Annotated in this window: 15 protein-coding genes; 10 read left to right on the top strand and 5 right to left on the bottom strand. The window is 31.1% G+C overall.

Going from position 1 to position 19,217, the window contains the following annotated elements; genetic code table 11:
* Positions 1 to 58 precede the first annotated feature (58 nt).
* The 5 genes from Q0873_RS04010 to Q0873_RS03990 are packed head-to-tail and all read left to right on the top strand — an operon-like array spanning position 59 to position 7,907.
* A complete protein-coding gene (locus Q0873_RS04010; RefSeq protein ID WP_299104535.1) occupies positions 59 to 3,775 on the top strand; it encodes an efflux RND transporter permease subunit in 3,717 nt (1,238 codons plus the stop codon).
* Positions 3,776 to 3,781: 6 nt separating this feature from the next.
* Positions 3,782 to 5,017, top strand: a complete 1,236-nt coding sequence (locus Q0873_RS04005; protein ID WP_299104534.1) for a TolC family protein — start codon at positions 3,782 to 3,784, stop codon at positions 5,015 to 5,017.
* Between the two features lie 4 nt (positions 5,018 to 5,021).
* Complete coding sequence (locus Q0873_RS04000) at positions 5,022 to 5,747, top strand: MauE/DoxX family redox-associated membrane protein (protein ID WP_299104533.1); 726 nt, start codon at positions 5,022 to 5,024, stop codon at positions 5,745 to 5,747.
* A gap of 3 nt (positions 5,748 to 5,750) precedes the next feature.
* Positions 5,751 to 7,454, top strand: coding sequence for an efflux RND transporter periplasmic adaptor subunit (locus tag Q0873_RS03995; RefSeq protein WP_299104532.1), 1,704 nt, complete (start codon positions 5,751 to 5,753; stop codon positions 7,452 to 7,454).
* A gap of 18 nt (positions 7,455 to 7,472) precedes the next feature.
* On the top strand, positions 7,473 to 7,907 hold the full coding sequence (locus Q0873_RS03990) for a cation transporter (protein WP_299104530.1): 435 nt from the start codon (positions 7,473 to 7,475) through the stop codon (positions 7,905 to 7,907).
* Between the two features lie 86 nt (positions 7,908 to 7,993).
* Here the strand turns inward: Q0873_RS03990 and Q0873_RS03985 are convergent, their stop codons facing one another.
* Together Q0873_RS03985 and Q0873_RS03980 are read right to left on the bottom strand one after the other, a co-directional pair.
* The gene (locus Q0873_RS03985; RefSeq protein WP_299104529.1) at positions 7,994 to 9,172 is read right to left on the bottom strand and encodes an alpha/beta fold hydrolase; all 1,179 of its coding nucleotides are present in this window, start codon (positions 9,170 to 9,172) and stop codon (positions 7,994 to 7,996) included.
* Between the two features lie 116 nt (positions 9,173 to 9,288).
* Entirely contained in the window at positions 9,289 to 9,915 is a 627-nt protein-coding gene (locus Q0873_RS03980) for a Crp/Fnr family transcriptional regulator (RefSeq protein WP_299104528.1), read from the bottom strand.
* A 315-nt stretch (positions 9,916 to 10,230) separates the two neighbouring features.
* Between Q0873_RS03980 and drt3a the strand changes: the two genes are divergently transcribed.
* On the top strand, positions 10,231 to 11,514 hold the full coding sequence (gene drt3a / locus Q0873_RS03975) for an antiviral reverse transcriptase Drt3a (protein ID WP_299104527.1): 1,284 nt from the start codon (positions 10,231 to 10,233) through the stop codon (positions 11,512 to 11,514).
* Entirely contained in the window at positions 11,507 to 13,477 is a 1,971-nt protein-coding gene (gene drt3b / locus Q0873_RS03970) for an antiviral reverse transcriptase Drt3b (protein ID WP_299104526.1), read from the top strand. The genes drt3a and drt3b overlap by 8 nt, the downstream gene beginning before the upstream one ends.
* Positions 13,478 to 13,634: 157 nt before the next feature.
* On the opposite strand, the gene Q0873_RS03965 is transcribed toward drt3b, so the two are convergent.
* On the bottom strand, positions 13,635 to 13,832 hold the full coding sequence (locus Q0873_RS03965) for a hypothetical protein (RefSeq protein WP_299104525.1): 198 nt from the start codon (positions 13,830 to 13,832) through the stop codon (positions 13,635 to 13,637).
* A gap of 195 nt (positions 13,833 to 14,027) precedes the next feature.
* Between Q0873_RS03965 and Q0873_RS03960 the strand changes: the two genes are divergently transcribed.
* Both Q0873_RS03960 and Q0873_RS03955 read left to right on the top strand, forming a co-directional pair.
* Complete coding sequence (locus Q0873_RS03960) at positions 14,028 to 14,234, top strand: helix-turn-helix transcriptional regulator (protein WP_299104524.1); 207 nt, start codon at positions 14,028 to 14,030, stop codon at positions 14,232 to 14,234.
* Between the two features lie 60 nt (positions 14,235 to 14,294).
* Positions 14,295 to 15,377, top strand: coding sequence for a hypothetical protein (locus tag Q0873_RS03955; RefSeq protein ID WP_299104523.1), 1,083 nt, complete (start codon positions 14,295 to 14,297; stop codon positions 15,375 to 15,377).
* 66 nt (positions 15,378 to 15,443) lie between these two features.
* Here Q0873_RS03955 and Q0873_RS03950 read toward each other — a convergent pair whose 3' ends face one another.
* Positions 15,444 to 16,139, bottom strand: coding sequence for a LytTR family DNA-binding domain-containing protein (locus Q0873_RS03950; protein ID WP_299104522.1), 696 nt, complete (start codon positions 16,137 to 16,139; stop codon positions 15,444 to 15,446).
* Positions 16,140 to 16,149: 10 nt separating this feature from the next.
* Positions 16,150 to 17,121 carry a histidine kinase gene (locus tag Q0873_RS03945; RefSeq protein WP_299104521.1) on the bottom strand — a complete coding sequence of 324 codons (972 nt, stop codon included), beginning with the start codon at positions 17,119 to 17,121 and terminating at the stop codon, positions 16,150 to 16,152.
* 232 nt (positions 17,122 to 17,353) lie between these two features.
* On the opposite strand from Q0873_RS03945, the gene Q0873_RS03940 reads away from it, so the two are divergent.
* On the top strand, positions 17,354 to 19,195 hold the full coding sequence (locus Q0873_RS03940) for a beta-lactamase family protein (protein ID WP_299104520.1): 1,842 nt from the start codon (positions 17,354 to 17,356) through the stop codon (positions 19,193 to 19,195).
* Positions 19,196 to 19,217: the final 22 nt, after the last annotated feature.

Genomic DNA, 19,217 nt, shown 5'->3' with positions numbered 1-19,217 from the left:
ATAGGCTTTCATAGCTGGTGTTTATTCACCTAAGTTTAATTGTTTAAAACGTATTTATATGCTAAATAAAAGCATTAAGTTTTTAATAGAAAATAAGTTAGTAGCTATTTTATTACTACTACTTTTTATTGGTTGGGGAATTGTAACAGCTCCATTTAACTGGAATACAGGTTTATTACCCAATAATCCAGTTGCTGTAGATGCTATTCCTGATATTGGAGAAAATCAACAAATCGTTTTTACAAAATGGGATGGTCGCTCTCCACAAGACATAGAAGACCAAATTACTTATCCATTAACTACTTCTTTATTGGGTATTTCTGGAGTAAAAACTATTCGTAGTTCTTCAATGTTTGGATTCTCTAGTATATACATCATTTTTGAAGAGAATATTGATTTTTACTGGAGTAGGTCGCGTATACTTGAAAAATTAAATTCATTACCAAATAACTTATTACCAGAAGGGGTAAGTCCATCTATAGGTCCAGATGCTACTGGATTGGGACAGATTTTTTGGTATACTCTAGAAGGACGTGATGCAGAAGGAAACGTCACCGGAGGCTGGGATTTACATGAACTAAGAAGCATTCAAGATTATTATGTGAAATATGCACTTTCTTCTGCAAGTGGAGTATCAGAAGTAGCTTCTATTGGAGGATATGTTCAAGAATATCAAATTGATGTAAAACCCGAATTATTACGTCAGTATAATATTAGCTTGCAAGAGGTAGTAAAAGCGGTTAAATTAAGTAATCAAGATATAGGGGCTCAAACTATAGAAATTAACCAAGCAGAATACTTGGTAAGAGGTTTGGGGTATATCAAAGGAATAGCCGATATAGAAAATGCTGTAATATCCTCTAAAGATTACACTTCTCTCAGAGTCAAAGATATAGCCAATATTTCTTTAGGAGCAAAAGCTCGAAGAGGAATATTAGATAAAGAAGGAGCAGAAGTAGTAGGTGGTGTAGTAGTTTCACGTTATGGAGCAAATCCTTTAAAAGTAATCAACAATGTAAAAGATAAAATCAATGAGTTAAGTACTGGATTACCAAGTAAAGTACTTAAAGATGGAAGAACTTCACAATTAACCATTGTTCCTTTTTATGATAGAACTGAGTTGATTCAAGAAACATTACATACCCTTAATGAGGCATTAACCTTAGAGATTTTGATTACCATTTTGGTAATTATTGTAATGGTATTCAATCTACGAGCTTCTGTGCTTATTTCTGGATTATTACCGGTAGCTGTTTTAATGGTATTTGTAGCCATGAAAGCTTTTGGTGTAGATGCCAATATTGTAGCTTTATCTGGAATTGCCATTGCTATAGGTACCATGGTGGATGTCGGCGTCATTTTAGCTGAAAATATCATTAGACATCTTGAAGTAAATAAAGAAAAACTGAATATTAATACCATTGTATACAATGCTACTTCAGAAGTATCTGGAGCCATTATTACAGCAGTATTAACAACCGTTATAAGTTTTATACCTGTGTTTACCATGATTGGTGCAGAAGGGAAGTTATTCCGTCCTTTAGCCTTTACCAAAACTTTTGCTTTAATCGCAGCAATTATTGTAGCGTTATTTATTATACCGCCATTTGCGGCTCTTATTTTCAAAAAGAAAAGAAGTACAATAAAGCTAAAATATGTGGTAAATACACTACTAATTTTAGCAGGAATTGTGGGGATTGTCTATGGAAACTCTTTAGGATTGATCCTAATAGGTTTCGGTATAGTTGGGTTCTTAATTCAATTTGAGAAAATAACATTTGAAAGAGGAAACCTTATAAATATTGTTATCTCTACAATGGCCATTGTAGGCTTATTAGCAACCTATTGGAGACCTTTAGGAGTAGATAAAAGCATTTTGCTAAACATCATCTTTGTAGCGGTTATATGCTTCGGATTATTGGGCTTCTTTACTGTTTTCCAAAGATATTATAGTCAAATATTACAATGGGCGCTGCAAAACAAACTATTGTTTTTCACCATACCTATAACGGTATTGGTGTGCGGTTTTTTAATATTTAAGAATACAGGCAAAGAATTTATGCCTTCTTTAAATGAAGGTTCTTTTTTATTAATGCCTACGTCCATGCCACATTCTGGAGTAGCAGAAAACAAACGTGTACTGCAACAACTGGATATGGCTGTGGCCAATATTCCTGAGATAAAAACAGTTGTAGGAAAAGCGGGTAGAGTAGAGTCGGCTTTAGATCCAGCTCCGATGTCTATGTATGAAAACGTAATATTATACAAGCCAGAATATTTGTTAAATAAAAATGGAGAACGTCAACGATTTAGAGTAAATGAAGAAGGAATATTTCTATTAAAAAATGGTAAGACGGTAGCAAACCCAAATACTACAGATAAAACTACCAATACGCCTTTTTATGAGGTAACTTCCAAAGAACTTATTGAGGATGAAGATGGTGAATTTTATAGAAATTGGAGACCTAATGTACAGTCTCCTGATGATATTTGGAATGAAATTGTAAGAGTAACGAAATTACCTGGAGTTACTTCTGCTCCTAAGTTACAACCTATTGAAACCCGTTTAGTGATGTTGCAAACAGGAATGAGGGCACCTATGGGAATTAAAGTAAAAGGACAAAATCTAGAACAAATTGAAGCTTTTGGAATTCAATTAGAAAGTATTTTAAAAGAAGTTGAAGGTGTTAAAAAAGAAGCTGTTTTTGCAGATAGAATTGTTGGAAAACCCTATTTGTTAATTGATATCAATAGAGAACAATTAGCACGTTATGGAATCTCAATTCAAACAGTTCAAAACGAGCTAAAAGTAGCTGTTGGAGGAATGCAAATAACACAAACCGTTGAAGGAAGAGAACGTTATGGAATACGTGTACGCTATCCAAGAGAGTTACGTTCCAATCCTACAGATTTACAAAACATTTACATTCCTATTTCAAAAGGTAATTATGTTCCTTTAAGTGAATTGGCTTCTATTCGATATGAACAAGGAGCGCAAGTAATTAAAAGTGAAGATACGTTCCTAATAGGATATGTATTATTTGACAAGCAATCTGATTTCGCGGAAGTAGCGGTAGTAGAAAAAGCGCAAGATGCCATTCAACAAAAAATCAGTTCAGGAGAATTAGAGGTTCCAAAGGGAATCTCGTATCAGTTTACAGGAACTTATGAAAACCAAATAAGAGCTGAAAAAACCTTAGCTGTTGTAGTTCCGTTGGCATTATTAATTATATTCTTAATACTTTATTTTCAGTTTCGATCTATTTCAACCTCATTAATGGTATTTACAGGAATTGCAGTAGCTTTTGCTGGAGGATTTATTATGATGTGGTTATACGGACAAGATTGGTTCTTGAATTTCAGCGTATTTGGCAAAAATCTAAGGGAATTATTCCAAATGTATCCTATTAATTTAAGTGTAGCGGTATGGGTTGGTTTTATAGCCTTATTCGGTATTGCTACGGATGATGGGGTAGTAATGGCTACTTATTTGAAGCAAACCTTTGACAAAGAAAAGCCTGCTACTGTTGAAGCAATTAGAGCTGCTGCATTACACGGGGGAAATAAACGAATTAGAGCCTGTTTAATGACCACAGCCACTACTATTTTGGCTTTGTTACCAGTATTAACCTCTTCTGGAAGAGGAAGTGATATTATGATTCCGATGGCAATTCCTGCTTTTGGAGGAATGATTATAGACATTACTTCGTATTTTATAGTACCTGTATTGTATAGTTTACGAGAAGAATTTTTATTAAAACGTAGTAAAAACTAAATCAAAATGAATAAGTCCTATATAGCATATGCCATAACATTGACTGTTGCTTTTTTATCTTTTGATTTAAAAGCCCAAGAATTACAAGAGTATATAAAAGAAGCCTTGGCAAGTAATCCTGAAATACAACAGTTTGAAATAAGGCATCAACGTATCTCAGAAAAACAACAAGAAGTTAATAGTTTACCAAATACTGAAATAGGAGTTGGGGTATTTGCAAGTACACCTGAAACACGAACAGGAGCACAAAAGTTTAAAGTTTCTGTAAAACAAATGCTTCCTTTTTTCGGAACCATTACAGCAAGAGAAAATTATGCCTCTTCATTGGCAGATATCGCGTACCAAGATATTGTTGTAAAGAAGCGAAAATTGATTGCTAAGATATCTCAATCGTATTATAAACTCTATGAAATTAAAGCTAAGCAAGCTGTATTAGAGGAAAACATTGAGTTACTTTCTACTTACGAAAAATTGGCATTGACCTCTGTAGAAGTTGGAAAAGCTTCTGCAGTTGATGTTCTAAAACTTCAAATTCGACAAAACGAATTGATTCAAAATAAAGAGGTTTTAAAAGAACAGTTTTTAGGAGAACAAGCATCTTTCAATAAATTATTAAACAGAGAGGTATTAGAATCTGTGGTACTTATAGACAGTTTGCAAATACCTGATAAGACTGAAAGCTTTAATTCAGAAGATGTAAAACTGCATCCAGAATTAATCAAGTTCGATCGATTGTATGCCTCAGTAGAAAAATCAGAAATAGTGAATCAAAAGCAGAGTAAGCCGATGTTAGGGTTTGGAATAGACTATGTAAACGTTGAAAAAAGACCCAATATGTCATTTAGCGATAACGGAAAGGATATTGTAATGCCAATGGTATCTGTATCCATTCCCATATTCAATAAAAAGTACAAGTCTATAAGCAAACAACATAGTTTACAGCAAGAAGAAGTATTAACGCAAAAACAACAGCGATTAAATAGCTTAGAAGCAATGCTTCAAAATGTAGTTTCTAAAAGGAATGCTGCATTTATAAATTTTAAAACGCAACGAAAAAACTTAATGCAAGCTAAAAATGCTCAAAATATATTGGTGAAAAGTTATGAAACAGGAACCATTGACTTTAACGATGTATTAGACATACAGGAATTACAGTTAAAGTTTCAAATGAATATGATTAGCTCCAAGCTATCTTATTACAACCAAAGTGTAGCATTACATTATTTAACCGCACAAAACTAAAGAGATGAAACATATATATAAAGTTACAGGAATGACCTGTGGAAGTTGTAAAGCCTCTGTTGAAGAAAGCTTAATATCACTTCAAAACGTTCAAAATGCTGTGGTTGATTTAACAAGTAAAGAAGTAGCCATAGAGATGGAACAACACATTCCTTTGGAAGACTTACAGAAAGTACTGGCTGAAAAATATCAAATTTCAGAAATAGCCCAAGAAAAGAAGGCTGGCTATGTATCTAATGACCTATTTGATGAAGAACAAAGTAAGCTGGTACAGTTAAAACCTTTGTTTTTAATTCTAGGCTATATTACAATCGCAAGTGTTTTAATGCATAGAAATGATTGGAGTTGGAGTGCGTTTATGTTAGACTTTATGGGCTTATTTTATATCGTATTTAGTTTTTTTAAAATGCTCGATTTAAAAGGATTCCCAGACTCATTTAGAATGTATGATCCTTTGGCTAAAAAAGTTCCAGTATATGCCAAAATATATCCATTTATTGAAACCGCTTTAGGACTCATGTTCTTACTACGTTTTGAAGTAAACATAGCTTCAATTATAACCTTAGTAGTCCTAGGAATTACTACTGTAGGAGTAACTAAAACCTTGTTAGATAAGAAGGCAATTCGTTGTGCTTGTTTAGGTACCGCTTTGAAATTACCCATGACGGAGGCAACTTTTATTGAAAATGCTATTATGATAGTGATGGCAATAACAATGTTAATCTTTTAAGAAATGAAGAAGTATCTAATTTATACAGGAATATTAGTAACCGGTTTACTATTAGGTTGGTTGCTTTTTGGAGGTTCATCTAATGAAAATGCATCACATGATCATAAAGAAATGAGTGCTACTAATCAAATGTGGACCTGTTCTATGCACCCACAAATCATGCAACCAGAGCCAGGAGATTGTCCTATTTGTGGAATGGATTTAATTCCTGCGGAATCAGGTTCAGAAGGATTGGCTGCCGATCAGTTTAAGCTTACAAAAAATGCGATGGCATTGGCGGATGTACAAACGACTATTATCGGTAGTGCTATAGAAGAAGATAATGGTCTCACAATATCAGGAAAAATAGTAGAAAACGAAGAAACTAATCTTGTACAAGCCAGTTATTTTCAGGGAAGAATAGAGCGTTTATATATTAATTCAACGGGGGAAACAATTAGAAAAGGACAATGGTTAGCAACCATTTACTCTCCAGAATTAATTAAAGCACAACAAGAATTACTCACAGCGGCTAGCTTAAAAGAAAGTCAACCAGCTTTATATAAGGCTGTTCGAAATAAATTAAAACTTTGGAAACTATCTGACAAGCAAATAAATCAAATAGAAAGTTCAAAAAAAGTAAGAGAAAACTTTCCCATTTATGCTACTGTATCAGGTATTGTTATTCATAAAATGGTAGCACAGGGTGATTATGTAAAGCAAGGAGAAGCCCTGTTAAAAGTATCTAATTTAAATACCGTTTGGGCAAATTTCGACATTTATGAAAATCAGATTCAAAGTTTTCGCAAGGGACAAGAAATAGTAATTACAACCAATGCGTATCCAAATGAAGTATTTACTTCAAAAATATCTTTTATAGACCCTGTGTTGAATCCTTCTACAAGAACCGTCAATGTACGTGTAGTGTTAGCTAATAGAGATGGTAAATTTAAAACAGGAATGTTTGTAAAAGGTAAAGTAGTTGTTCAAAGAATGGAAAAGGATAGTCCTTTAACCGTACCTGGATCTGCTGTATTATGGACAGGTAAGCGTTCGATTGTATATGTAAAAGTAAAACCAGATGCTCCTATTTTTGAAATGAAAGAAGTAGTCTTAGGAAATAGAGTAGGAGATAACTACATCGTAGCTAATGGACTCAAATCTGGAGAAGAAGTAGTTACCCATGGAACATTTACCGTAGATGCATCGGCGCAATTGGCGGGTAAAAAGTCGATGATGAATCATAGTAAAACTATCAATGAAACATTTGAAGTATCCAATAAATTTAAATCGGAACTGCAAAGCGTATATGATGCGTATATCACTTTAAAAGATGCATTGATACAATCAGATGCAACAACAGCAAAAATAGCGGCAGAGAAGCTTAGTCAGAGTTTAACAGCTGTTGATATGAAAACTTTAAGTAACACAAATGCTCATAAACAATGGATGTTACTTGCTAAAACACTAAAGTCTAAGAGCAATATCATAGGGCAATCTGAGGATATAAAAATTCAACGAAAAGAATTCAAGACTTTATCTAATCATTTAATAATGGCAGTAGAGTCTTTTGGAATACTAGAAACAACCTATAAGCAATATTGTCCGATGGCAGATAGCGATCAAGGAGGTTTTTGGTTAAGCAAAGAAAACAAAGTTTTAAACCCATATTTTGGAGATGCAATGCTAAAATGTGGTGCCGTAAAAGAAACAATCAATACTAAATAAATAATTAATATAATAATCATGAAAAAAGTAATTTTAAGTATCGCTTTGATAGCAGTCATAGGATTTATAAGCTGTAAAAACGAAGCAAAGAAGGAAACACCAGCTCAGACAGAGGAAACGAGCACTACAGTAGCAGCTGTAACAGAAAGTACTTTTGGAGTTAGAGGAAATTGTGGTATGTGTAAAAACACAATTGAAAAAGCTGCAAATGGAGTAGCTGGGGTAACGAAAGCAGAATGGGACAAATCTAGAAAGCAAATCAATGTTTCTTATGACGAAAGTAAAACTAACATTGATGCTATTCATAAGGCGATTGCTGCTTCAGGATATGATACTGATAAAGTAATGGGAAGCGAAGCTGCCTATGAGAACCTACCAGGATGTTGCCAGTATGACCATGAAATGGATATGAGTATTAAGGGAGAAGTAAAAGAAAACCCAAATACGCATTAAAATAATACCTAAAAACCTCCAAAGTCTCTTTTACTTTGGAGGTTTTGTTTAAAACAATACTGATTATACCTACTTTTATATTTATACTAGTTTAGGTTCATTAGGATGTCTGCCAATTCTTTTGGTTGTGAAAAATTCGGTGTATGGCTTGAATTTAATGAGAATGACTTTTTGACTTTCCCTTTGTACATTGCTCTTTGAATTTCAATCGGAATTGCTCTATCCTCAGTACATTCAATATAAAATTTAGGAACGCTACCAAAGTTTTCATCTGTAATCGTTAACTCATACGTAAGCGGTTTAATTGGTTCTGGAACAATATGAGGCTTTGCAGTTTCAAATGCACTTTTCGGAATATCATGAGCAAAGGCATTTTGTATCTCATCTTCTTTAACAAAAGCGAAAGTTTTATCTTCTGATAACATAAAATTATCAACAGCAATAGATCCTTTAACATTTTGCACAGCCTTAAAGAAAGAGCCTTTGTTAGGCAATAAAAATGCCGTTAAGAACACCAGTTTTTTAATTTTGTTTGGTCTAAGCTCAGCCACTCTACTAACTGTTATACCATTAAAACTATGTCCAACTAAAACCACAGGAGTATCTTGTTTATCAAGTAATTCTGTGATTGTTTTTACATAATCTTCCATAGTAATATTTGAAGGAGGAGTTTTATCCTTCCCATGTCCAGGAAGATCTGGAGTTAGCACAGTATGTCCGTTTTCTCTTAAGATGTTGCTTACATTTTCCCATTGCCATCCTCCTAACCAAGCAGAATGAACCAATATGAAAGTTTCTTTTTTGTTCATTTTAGATTCTTTTTTTGCGTTATTAAATTGTTTTGTGACTTCGAAATGATCAGTTTCTAATTTCCATACACCTTGTACTTTCACCCAGGTTTCATTGGTTATGATTCCTTTTCCTATATTCATACTCCAATCTGAAGAGATAATAGCTTTCTTTCTGTTGATGACTTTTACGTTGGTATTAAAATATTTTAAGTTTGAGGCACCATCTTTAATCAAAGATGACCAAAACGCATTTATAGAATTTCTTCCTCTATAAGTTCCGAATGGCTTAGCCACCATAACTGCATCGTTGGTATATGCATTAACAATTTCTGAGACATTTCCTCTGTTAAAATTTGATATCCACTTTCTACTAGCTTTTAAAACTTCTTTCTCAATTTTTTGTGCATGTAAAGAGTTTGCACTACAAATTGATACAAGTAGATAAATGATAAGGGAATAAAATTTTGGTTTCATGTTTTACTATTTTAATTTGTGAATAATTTTGATGCCACAAATGTAAAATGAGCCATAGCGTAGCACCTGTACCTTTTGGTACAAGTATCAAATAAACCATGAAAAAATTTTGAATTCTATAGAAGTTCTATTTGTTTGAACTTAAGATTTACGATTCCTTTAAGCTCAAACTTTTTCAATATTTTAGATATAACTTCTCTTGTTGTTCCTATTTCTTTAGCCAATTGGCTATGGGAAAGGTTGATAATGCTAGTATTATTTTGTTTTGAAAAAGAGTTAAGATAATCTAATAATCTTTGATCTATTTTTTCAAAAGCTATTTTTTTATACGAACTTAATAAATCTTCATAGCTAAAAACAAAGGAGTCAATTGTAAATTTATTCCAAGACCTATATTTAAAGCTCCATTCAGAAACCAATCTTACGGGTATTTTTACAATTGTAGTCGTTTCTTCTGTGTTTGCATTTATAATACTTTTACAATCTCTAAAAGCTGCAGAAAGAGATAATACGCAGGTTTCAATTGGCTTTACATAATAAATTAAAACTTGTCTGTCTTCTTTCTCTTGCCAAACTCTAACCTTTCCAGAAATAACAATAGCCAACCACTTAATATACTTATCTTGTTCTACAATAAGCGTATCTTTAGAAAGCGTTTGAACTACACCTTCTTCTAGAATTTTCTCTTTTAACTCTTCTTCGGTAATTTTTAAAGCTTTAAATAGTATGTCGAATTCAGTCATTTGCTAACAAAATATGTAGTATTTCTTTAGTATTGATCTTTTTGTTCTTTAGATAAACTTACAAATAGTCTATAAAGGCTAAGCTATTAAATTAAAAGTTATTTTTCTTTTAATTGAGCCTGTTTTTTAGGTTGTATTATTAGATTTATGTCATACATAATTGTTCTCGAATAACTATTTCTATAAAAATGATTTTCTATGGTCATTTTACTAAAATTGAATTGAGATTAATGACCAAAGTTGAATTATGAAAGAAAAATATTAATGATTTACGGAATACCGTAAGTGTTACTTGTTAAAATTTAATAGCTTTCGATGCCATTTAATTATGATGAAGTATTTAATCTATATATGTTAACACAGTCATTTTCTGCATCCGATTTATTAAAACTAATAACTTATGAGGATTATAAGAGATACGTTGGTATAGGAGAATCTAGAGATAAAACTTTTGAAATAATGACAGAAGTATCTCAAAAGATTTGTTCCGATGGTTTTAAGGTTACATCAATTAAAGAAATTTTAAATGGAGAAGATAAGATATTTTCTTTACAAAAAATTGAAGATGATTTTGCTTTGAGAAAAATTAACGATAGTGTTAAACGTTTTTATAAGGTTAAACAAGCTGACCGAAATCTAATAGTTAATCAAATAATCGTATTGCTGCAAGAAGCAATACCCATGTCAATAATTAAACTAGACTTAAAGAAATTTTACGAAAGTATTGATAGGAAATGGATAATCAATAAACTGAAAGAAGATGCATTACTCTCAAGCAGTTCCATAAAAATATTAGAGGATTTTTTGGATTCAAACGAATTTTCTTCTTTTACTGGGTTGCCTAGAGGAATAGGTATAAGTGCTACACTGTCAGAACTCTATTTACGAGATTTTGATAGAAAGGTTAACAGATTAAACACTGTATACTATTTCGCTAGGTACGTTGATGATATTATACTTTTTACAATTGATAGCCCAAAAACTTTAATAAAAAAAATTGAGGATAATGAGTTACTAAGAAAACCTTTGACTTTTAATAAAAAGAAAACTAGAATATTCGAAATAAACAACTACGATAATTCTAATATTTCAAACTTAAGTTTTGAATATTTAGGTTATAAGTTTGTTTTTAATGATTTGTGCAAAAAAACAGGTTATGAATTTAAAGATAAAAACATAACGGTATCTATTGCAAAAAAAAAGGTAAAAAAGTATAAGACCCGAATCGTATATTCTTTCTTGGACTATTTGAAGAACAATGATTTTTCATTATTAGAAGATAGACTTAAGTTTCTCTCAGGGAACTATCCAATTAAAAAGAACCCTTCGGAAGGAACAGTTCTTTACGCTGGATTATATTATAACTATCCATTTATTAATGATGACGATGTTTTAGAAAATTTAACTTCTTTTTTACGAAAAATTATAAATGCACGAAATAAAAGTTTTGGTAACAAAATTGCAAGTTCACTGACTCAAAATGAAAAAGGAGTATTGTCAAAGTATGATTTTTTAGCTGGTTGGAAAAATAGAAAGTTAAATTCTGATTTTAGACCTGAAAGGGTTAAAATCATTAAAAAATGTTGGTATAATGGCTAAAGTCAGAGTTAAAAAATTTGACAAAAGTAGAATTCTCTTAACCGAAGTTTTGCCTTATGAAGTTCCAATTCCTTTCTCAAACATCGGGCTATATAGATTTTCAAGAAGAAAACAATCTGAAAATGTACCAAATTTAGTTACTGAGATTTTTAAAATAACAAAAAAAAATACAGGAAATTTACTTCCATATAATTACAAAATAATAAAAAAACTAGACAGTTATAGAACATTAAGTATAATGCATCCAAAAGTGCAATTGAAGTTTATTGAATTTTATAATAAGTATGATTCTCTTATTTTAAGTTTATGTTCTAAGAGTAGGGTGTCGATTAGATATCCTTCTAAAGTAGCTAGCCACTTTTTTGTTAAAAACTCGCAAATTATAAAGAAAAAATTAAAAGATTCTGGGGTAGAAGTTGAAAGACTTCCGCATGAAACAGAAATTGCATATTCTAGTTCATATTTTACATACAAGGAATATGATTTTCTTTATAAATTTTATGACTCATATAAGTTTCACCGCTTAGAAAAAAAATTCAAAAAATTATTAAGATTTGATATATCAAAATGTTTTCCTAGTATATACTCTCATTCAATTTCCTGGGCAATAAAAGGAAAAGAGTTTGCTAAAAAAAATACTTCTACAAGTTCTTTTGAAAATAAATTTGATAAGTTAATGCAATGGTCGAATTACAATGAAACAAATGGAATTATTATAGGTCCAGAAACTTCAAGAATTTTTGCGGAAATCATTTTACAAAGAATAGAACAAAATGTAATTAATTCTTTAAAAGAAAAACATAAAATACATTTAGATAGAGATTATACAATAAGAAGATATGTAGATGATTATTTTGTTTTCTCAAATGATTTTAAATTAGCTCATGAGGTCAAAAAAGAATTCGTAAAAGAGTTAGAATATTATAAATTATCTATTAACGATGCTAAAACACAAGAAATTGAGATACCATTTATTACTGGAATAACAATAGCTAGAATTCAATTAGAGAAGAGACTTGATAATTTTTTGAGTTCATTTATAGAAGAGACTGATAATGAAATTATGCTTAAAAAAATTATTAAGCCATTCAATGTTTCTAATAAATTAATTCGGGACTTAAAAAGTATAATCAAGCAAAATAAAGTTGACTATGAAGATGTAACTGGAATGACACTTTCAATAATAAGGAATCGGTTAGTTAAGTTATTATCAAATGAATTTATTCTTCAACAAGACTCTACATTCATTAAAGATTTGAATAACCCTATTTTGATTATACTTGACGTTTTATTTTTCCTAATATCAATGGATAGTAGAACCAGAACAACCGTAATTTTAACTCAAATTGTCGTAATAATTACTCAATTTCTAAGAGCTAGTAATATAGATGGTGAAAACTCAATGGTAATATCAAAAAAAATGTTTGATGGTATAAGAGATACCTTAAATATTTTGAATAGAGATTCTAAAACTCATTTAGAATCAATGAATTTACTGGTAGCTTTAGTAAATTTAAATAAAATTTATCCAATTGTTAAAACAAAGTTTATAGAAGATATTCTTTTAAATGAAGATCAATTAGAAAATTTAGATTATTTCCAAATAATAATATTAATATATTTTATTGAAGATTCAAATGAATGCGAAGAATATAAAGATAAACTTATAGATACTTCAATAAAGAAGATTGCCAAGGTAAAAGAATGCATGGCGAAAACGGAATATGTATATCTTTTTTTTGATTTAGTCTCATGTCCACATATAAAAACCGATAAAAAAAATGAATTAATTAAAATTGTATACAAATCATTAATAGGTGTTACCCCAACAGCTAATCGAGTAGGTAGAATTAGAAATTATATCTTATCATATCAATCTTGGTTTATTGATTGGAATACAAATGATATAAATTTGGAATATGTTTTAGCTAAAAAAGAATATAATCCGCCATACTCTGGTTGATTATTTGGAAGCTAATGGTGCATCGTATAATACGGTTTACTAAAAATGATTATTAAAGGCATTTAGAAATCATATGGTAAATTGAGCTCTTTTATAGAGTACACACCAAGATGCGTTAAGCCATTAGTTTCCTTTATATAACTTATCTTATGATATATTACTTAAATTTTCCAGTTTCATAATTAATTCGTTTTTTAAAGTCTATAATTTCATCTTCTAATTTCTTATTGGCTTTTTCAATTAATTCATTTTGAAGTTTCATAATGCGTAACAAATCATGAATAGCATTTAAATTATCTAGTTGTGTATACACGATTTTTTCAAGGTCAGCTTTAGTATATTTTGGATGTGGCATAAAATTTGGAATAAAGTTATCAACAATAAAAATTAAATTAAGGATTATATAAATATAACTTATACTTACATAAAGTTAATTCAAACTTATGATTTAAAAATTAAAAACACAAGTTTTAGTTAATGAAATGTAACTTAGACTTATATTTTATTAAGAATGTATTTTATATTTATAATAGAATACTTATAATAAATTATGACAGCTGAAAGAATAAATAGGATAAAGGAAGTATTGGTAATTCAAGGAAAATCACAAGTTTGGTTAGCGGAAAAACTTGGAAAAAGTACCACTTCAGTAACTTCATTTTGTAATAATAAATCACAACCTCATTTAAAGGATTTAAAAAAAATTGCTAAAATTTTAGATGTTGATATTAGAGAGTTGTTAGTTTCAACCAAATAATCAAATCTTAGAGTGAGAAAGAATCTCTTTTTAGAATAAGACTTAAAAAAATAAATTGCCATGTCCATACCTAATGTGCCGTCACTTTCCAAAATAATTCAAAGTGGGAGTGAAGGAGGTCTTGAATTTTCAAGATTAATGAATCAACTTTTGTTTGAAGATTCTCAAATGTTTAACTATTATTTTCAGTCATTTTCGGATTCGTCTGGAGACTATAAAGGAGTCGATGCTTTAATGGAGAGAAGCTTTAAAAAAGTTGGACTTCAATATAAGTTCTTTGAAGGAAACCCCAAGAGTCACTATAAATCAAACTTAAAAAAATCTTTATTCAATGCCATTGAGAATTTTCCAGATATGGATGAATGGATTCTAGTTACTCCAGATAATTTTACGAAACATGGTATGCAATGGTTAGAAGAAATTGCTTCTTTAACTAATATAACTGTAAAGCATTGGGGGCATACTGAAATACTAGGATTTATGCTTAAGTATCCTCAAATTGGAAGAAAATATTATGCAAATAATGTTTTTCGAAATCATGATTCATATATGGACAGAGAACCATCAGAGATAGAAATCAATGATTTTTTCAATCAATTTGTAAATCCAGAAGTTGATTTAAAGCAACTTTTTGCTCAAGCCCAACCCAATATTATGGATTTTAAGAAAATATTTTCAAAAGAAATTTATAAAGAGGTTAGTGATAACTATTACAGTTTGTACAAAGACCTATTAGAATTTGAGGATATTTCTAGTAATGATTTTCTAAATAAGAGCGTAAGGGTTTATAGGTCAACAATAGAAGAAATGGAAAATAAAGAAGATAAGCTTCCGGGCGGTATGAGAATGGTTATGAATGAATTCAATTGTTTTCAGCGAAATATATCTTTTTACACTATAAAAATAGGTGGAATTTCATCAAATGTCTGGTGTTTTATTAATGGTAGATGGATATTTTTACCTAAGCCTTGGAAAATTATTTATAGCATATACGATTTAAGAAATGCAAAACAATTGAATTTATTAATTAAATATTTAAGATGGTTGGGTTATGGAGATAATTTTGATGAAAAGAACACCATGGGATTAAATATTCTTGCGAATCGAATAGTGCATGGATTAGTTCAAAAAAACAAAAAATAACACCTTAGGTATTAATATTCAGGTTTATAAAATAGGTTTGTCATTGCGGTTTAAAATTAGATTCCTTTATATCTTCGATAAACTCTCCAGTTTTTCAGAAACCAGCACCTTATACGTAGCACTCACGGGTACCTCTTTGTTAGCAATTAACAAATGTGTTCGGCTTGCTTTTGTAACCCTGTCTAGATTGGCTATATAGGATTTATGCGTACGTTGAAAATTATCAGATAATACCGTAGTAATATTAACCAATGTTTCAGTGATCAAATACATTCTAGCATCGGTAAATACCTTTAAATAGTTACCAAAACTTTGGATGTATAGAATAGAGCTAAGAGGAATATTTACAGGAAGACCATCGTGTTTTATTTGAAGCTCCTTAGTATCACTAGGTGGTTTAGGCTCTGTTATTTTTGAAGTAGCTACCTTATTAATCGCCTTTAAAAAACGTTCAATTTTTATAGGCTTTAATAAATAATCTACCACACCATAGTTATAACTTTCTAAAGCATACTCAGAGTAGGCTGTGGTTAAAATAACTTTAGGAGGATTTATAAGCGATCGTAAGACTTCCATACCATTAAGCTCTGGCATTTCTATATCTAAAAAAATAAGGTCTACTTTATTTTGCTGAATAAAGTTCACAAACTCCAACGGATTACCGGTGCTTATCACCAATTCAAAGTTGTTAATCTTAGAACAATACTCTTCCAGCACCTTACGTGCTAGTATTTCATCATCTATAATTCCTATTTTAATCATTCGCTATTTGTTAATGTCCATTTAAATCAACAGATAAACTTACATCATATGTTTTTTCTGTATCGTTAATTTCTAAAGTGTGAGAATTAGGATATAATAAATTCAAACGTCTTCTTACATTTTCAAGACCAAAGCCTTCTCTTTTAGAGATGGTATGGTTACTTGGTTTAGAATTCGATATTTTAAAATACATCATCCTATCTTTTACCGTAACACAGGCACTAATAGTACTTTGATCATTCGTACTCTGAGCACCATGTTTAATAGCGTTTTCTACAAAAGGAATGAGTAACATGGGTGAAATCTTCAACTTAGATACATCACCTTCAATAGAAAACTCAATACTACTGCGGTTGCTCAGTCTTTTTTCTTCTAGCAATAAATAGTTCTCTATAAATTCAAGTTCTTCTTTTAGTAAAACAGTATTTTTTTTAGAACTCTCTAGCTGATATCTCATTAATTCAGAAAGTTGCATTACAACATCAGGAGTTTCTGGAGATTGCTGCCTAGAAAGCGCGTAAATGCTATTTAATGAGTTAAATAAAAAATGAGGATTCACCTGTTCCTTTAGGTAGTTCAATTCCATCTCTTTTTGCAATTTCTCTTTCTCATTATTTCTTTTTTGGATAATCAGATTTCTTCTAAACAAAAAAGCAGCCATACCTGCTCCAGTGGTATAAAGAAGAAAGAAGAATACCTTAGAAACACCCGTCCAAGATTTTGCTCGTATGTAAGAAAAAACAAAAAGACTTCCAATTAATAAGATTACATAAAAGAAATACCTTTTTTTATCTAAGAAATTGGGTATTAAAAGAAAATGATTTACCCAAATGAGTCCCATAATCATAACGGCATACTCTAAGGTATGTGAGAAAAAAGAATAACTGGTTTCAAACTTATCTCTAAAGTATAAATTACTCAATAATTCAAGCGTAAACACTAGAAAGAAGGCTCCTATATTAATGAGGATTGTTTCTTTCAAAGATTTTTTAAGCATAGGCATTTCCTTTTGAAAAAATAAAGATACTATCAAAAAATACAATTCACCATAATTTCTTACCAAAGCTTTATATCAATGATGAAATCACTTCATCATTTAATCTTTGTGCTTGTCCTAATTTCAAATTTCCACAAGGATTAAGGGCTACTTTTATACAACCTTAAATGAAATGGATCCTCTTTAAACGTCAATTATTCAATAAAAAATTTCACTAATGAAAAACACTATTCCAGTCCTCCTTATCCTAATTCTCTTGCAGTCTTGTGTAAAAAAATCCAATCACACGAACGCTACTGTTACTACTAAAAAGGACTCCATAACAAAAGTAGAAAATGGGCTTACCACTAGAGTACATATCAAAGGAGATTCCACATGGACTATAGAAGACCGTATGAAACACTACGGAATACCAGGAGTGAGTATTGCTGTAATACACAATGGTAAAATTGCTTGGACAAAAGGATATGGAATTAAAGATAAAGATAGTAAGCTCCCTGTAACAACAGAAACACTGTTTCAAGCAGCAGCAACCAGTATGCCGGTAACTGCTTATGGTGCATTACACCTTGTAGCAAACAATAAGGTAGATTTAGATACCAACATTAACAACTATTTAAGGTCTTGGCAGGTACCAGAAAACGAATTTACCAAAGAACAAAAAGTAACGCTAAGAAACCTTTTAAATCATTCTGCTGGAATATATCCAAGAGGTACGGGAAGATATGATAGAACGGATACTATTCCTTCATTGATAGAAGTTCTTAACGGATCATATCCTGCTAAAAATGAACCAGTCACTACCAACAAAGTACCTGAAGAAAGTGTTCGTTTTGCATATGCTAGTTATGTACCTGTACAACAATTGATGCTGGAAATTGAGCAAAAAACATTTCCCGAAATCATGAATGAATTCGTATTACAGCCCTTAGAAATGAATAACAGTACCTATAATCAAACCTTAACTGCCGCACAATTATCAAAAGCTGCAACGGGGTATTTGAAAGGTGGAGCTATGGTAAAAGGAAGAAGTAAAGTATATCCTGCAATGGGGTCTCATGGTTTATGGACAACAGCAGAAGATTATGCAAAGTTTGTTACCAATGTGCAACAAACAATGAAAGGTAATGCTACAAAAGGATTATCAAAAGAACTCACAAAATTAATGGGAACACCATACGGGGTGAGTGGTTCTGATTGGTCATTTACACTTGGATTAGGCTTTCAACTCTTAAATAGAAAGAATGATATTTACTTAAGACATCATGGGTGGAATGAAGGATTTTACGCCGAGGTAATGGCACATAGAGACAAAGGTTATGGTGTGGTAGTACTAACCAATTCAACGTTTCCTGAGTTCAATGCTGAAGTGATTCGATCTGTTGCGCTTACATATGGTTGGGATAACTTTGTTCCGAAGTATACAAAATTAGCAATAGGACTCGCTGAAATCAATAAACTTACAGGCAGATACCAGTTTAACAATACCATTCTAGAAGTTTTTCAAAAGGACAATCTATTATATGTTAAAAACATACTTGATATATCACCAAAAGAACTGGTAAAAGTTTCAGATAGTCTTTTCGTTAAAAGAAACTCTAGTCTTCATATACAGTTTAAAAGAAATACTGAAAGTGGAAAGATGCAAATGCTTCAACTTCGAAATAATGGAGCTATATATTCAACCTATAACAAAGTAGATGCTAAGAAAAAGAACCCTGTAGAATACCTTCTTGAAGGTGATTTAGACAAAGCACTAACCGTATATAGTGATTTAAAGAAGCGTGATCCCAATCATCCTGCTGTTACTGAATACTATATAAATGATTTAGGATATGATTTTTACCATGCAAGTAGGATGGAGCTGTCGTTAAACACCTTTAAACTAAATATACTGTTGTATCCAGATAGCTTTAAAGTATATGAAAGCTATGCTGAAGCTTGTTTAAAAGCAGAAAAAATCGATTTAGCAATTGAAAACTATGCGAAATCATTGGAATTAAACTCTCAAAACAACAAAGCACGACACCGACTTCAAGAATTACAAAAGAATCCATAATAAACCTCTTCATTAAAGACCA

It is taken from the genome of uncultured Tenacibaculum sp., assembly GCF_947498805.1.
In the GTDB taxonomy this organism is placed as follows: domain Bacteria; phylum Bacteroidota; class Bacteroidia; order Flavobacteriales; family Flavobacteriaceae; genus Polaribacter.
Note: the sequence above shows the minus strand (reverse complement) of the source record. Positions and strands in the feature narration are given on the sequence as shown.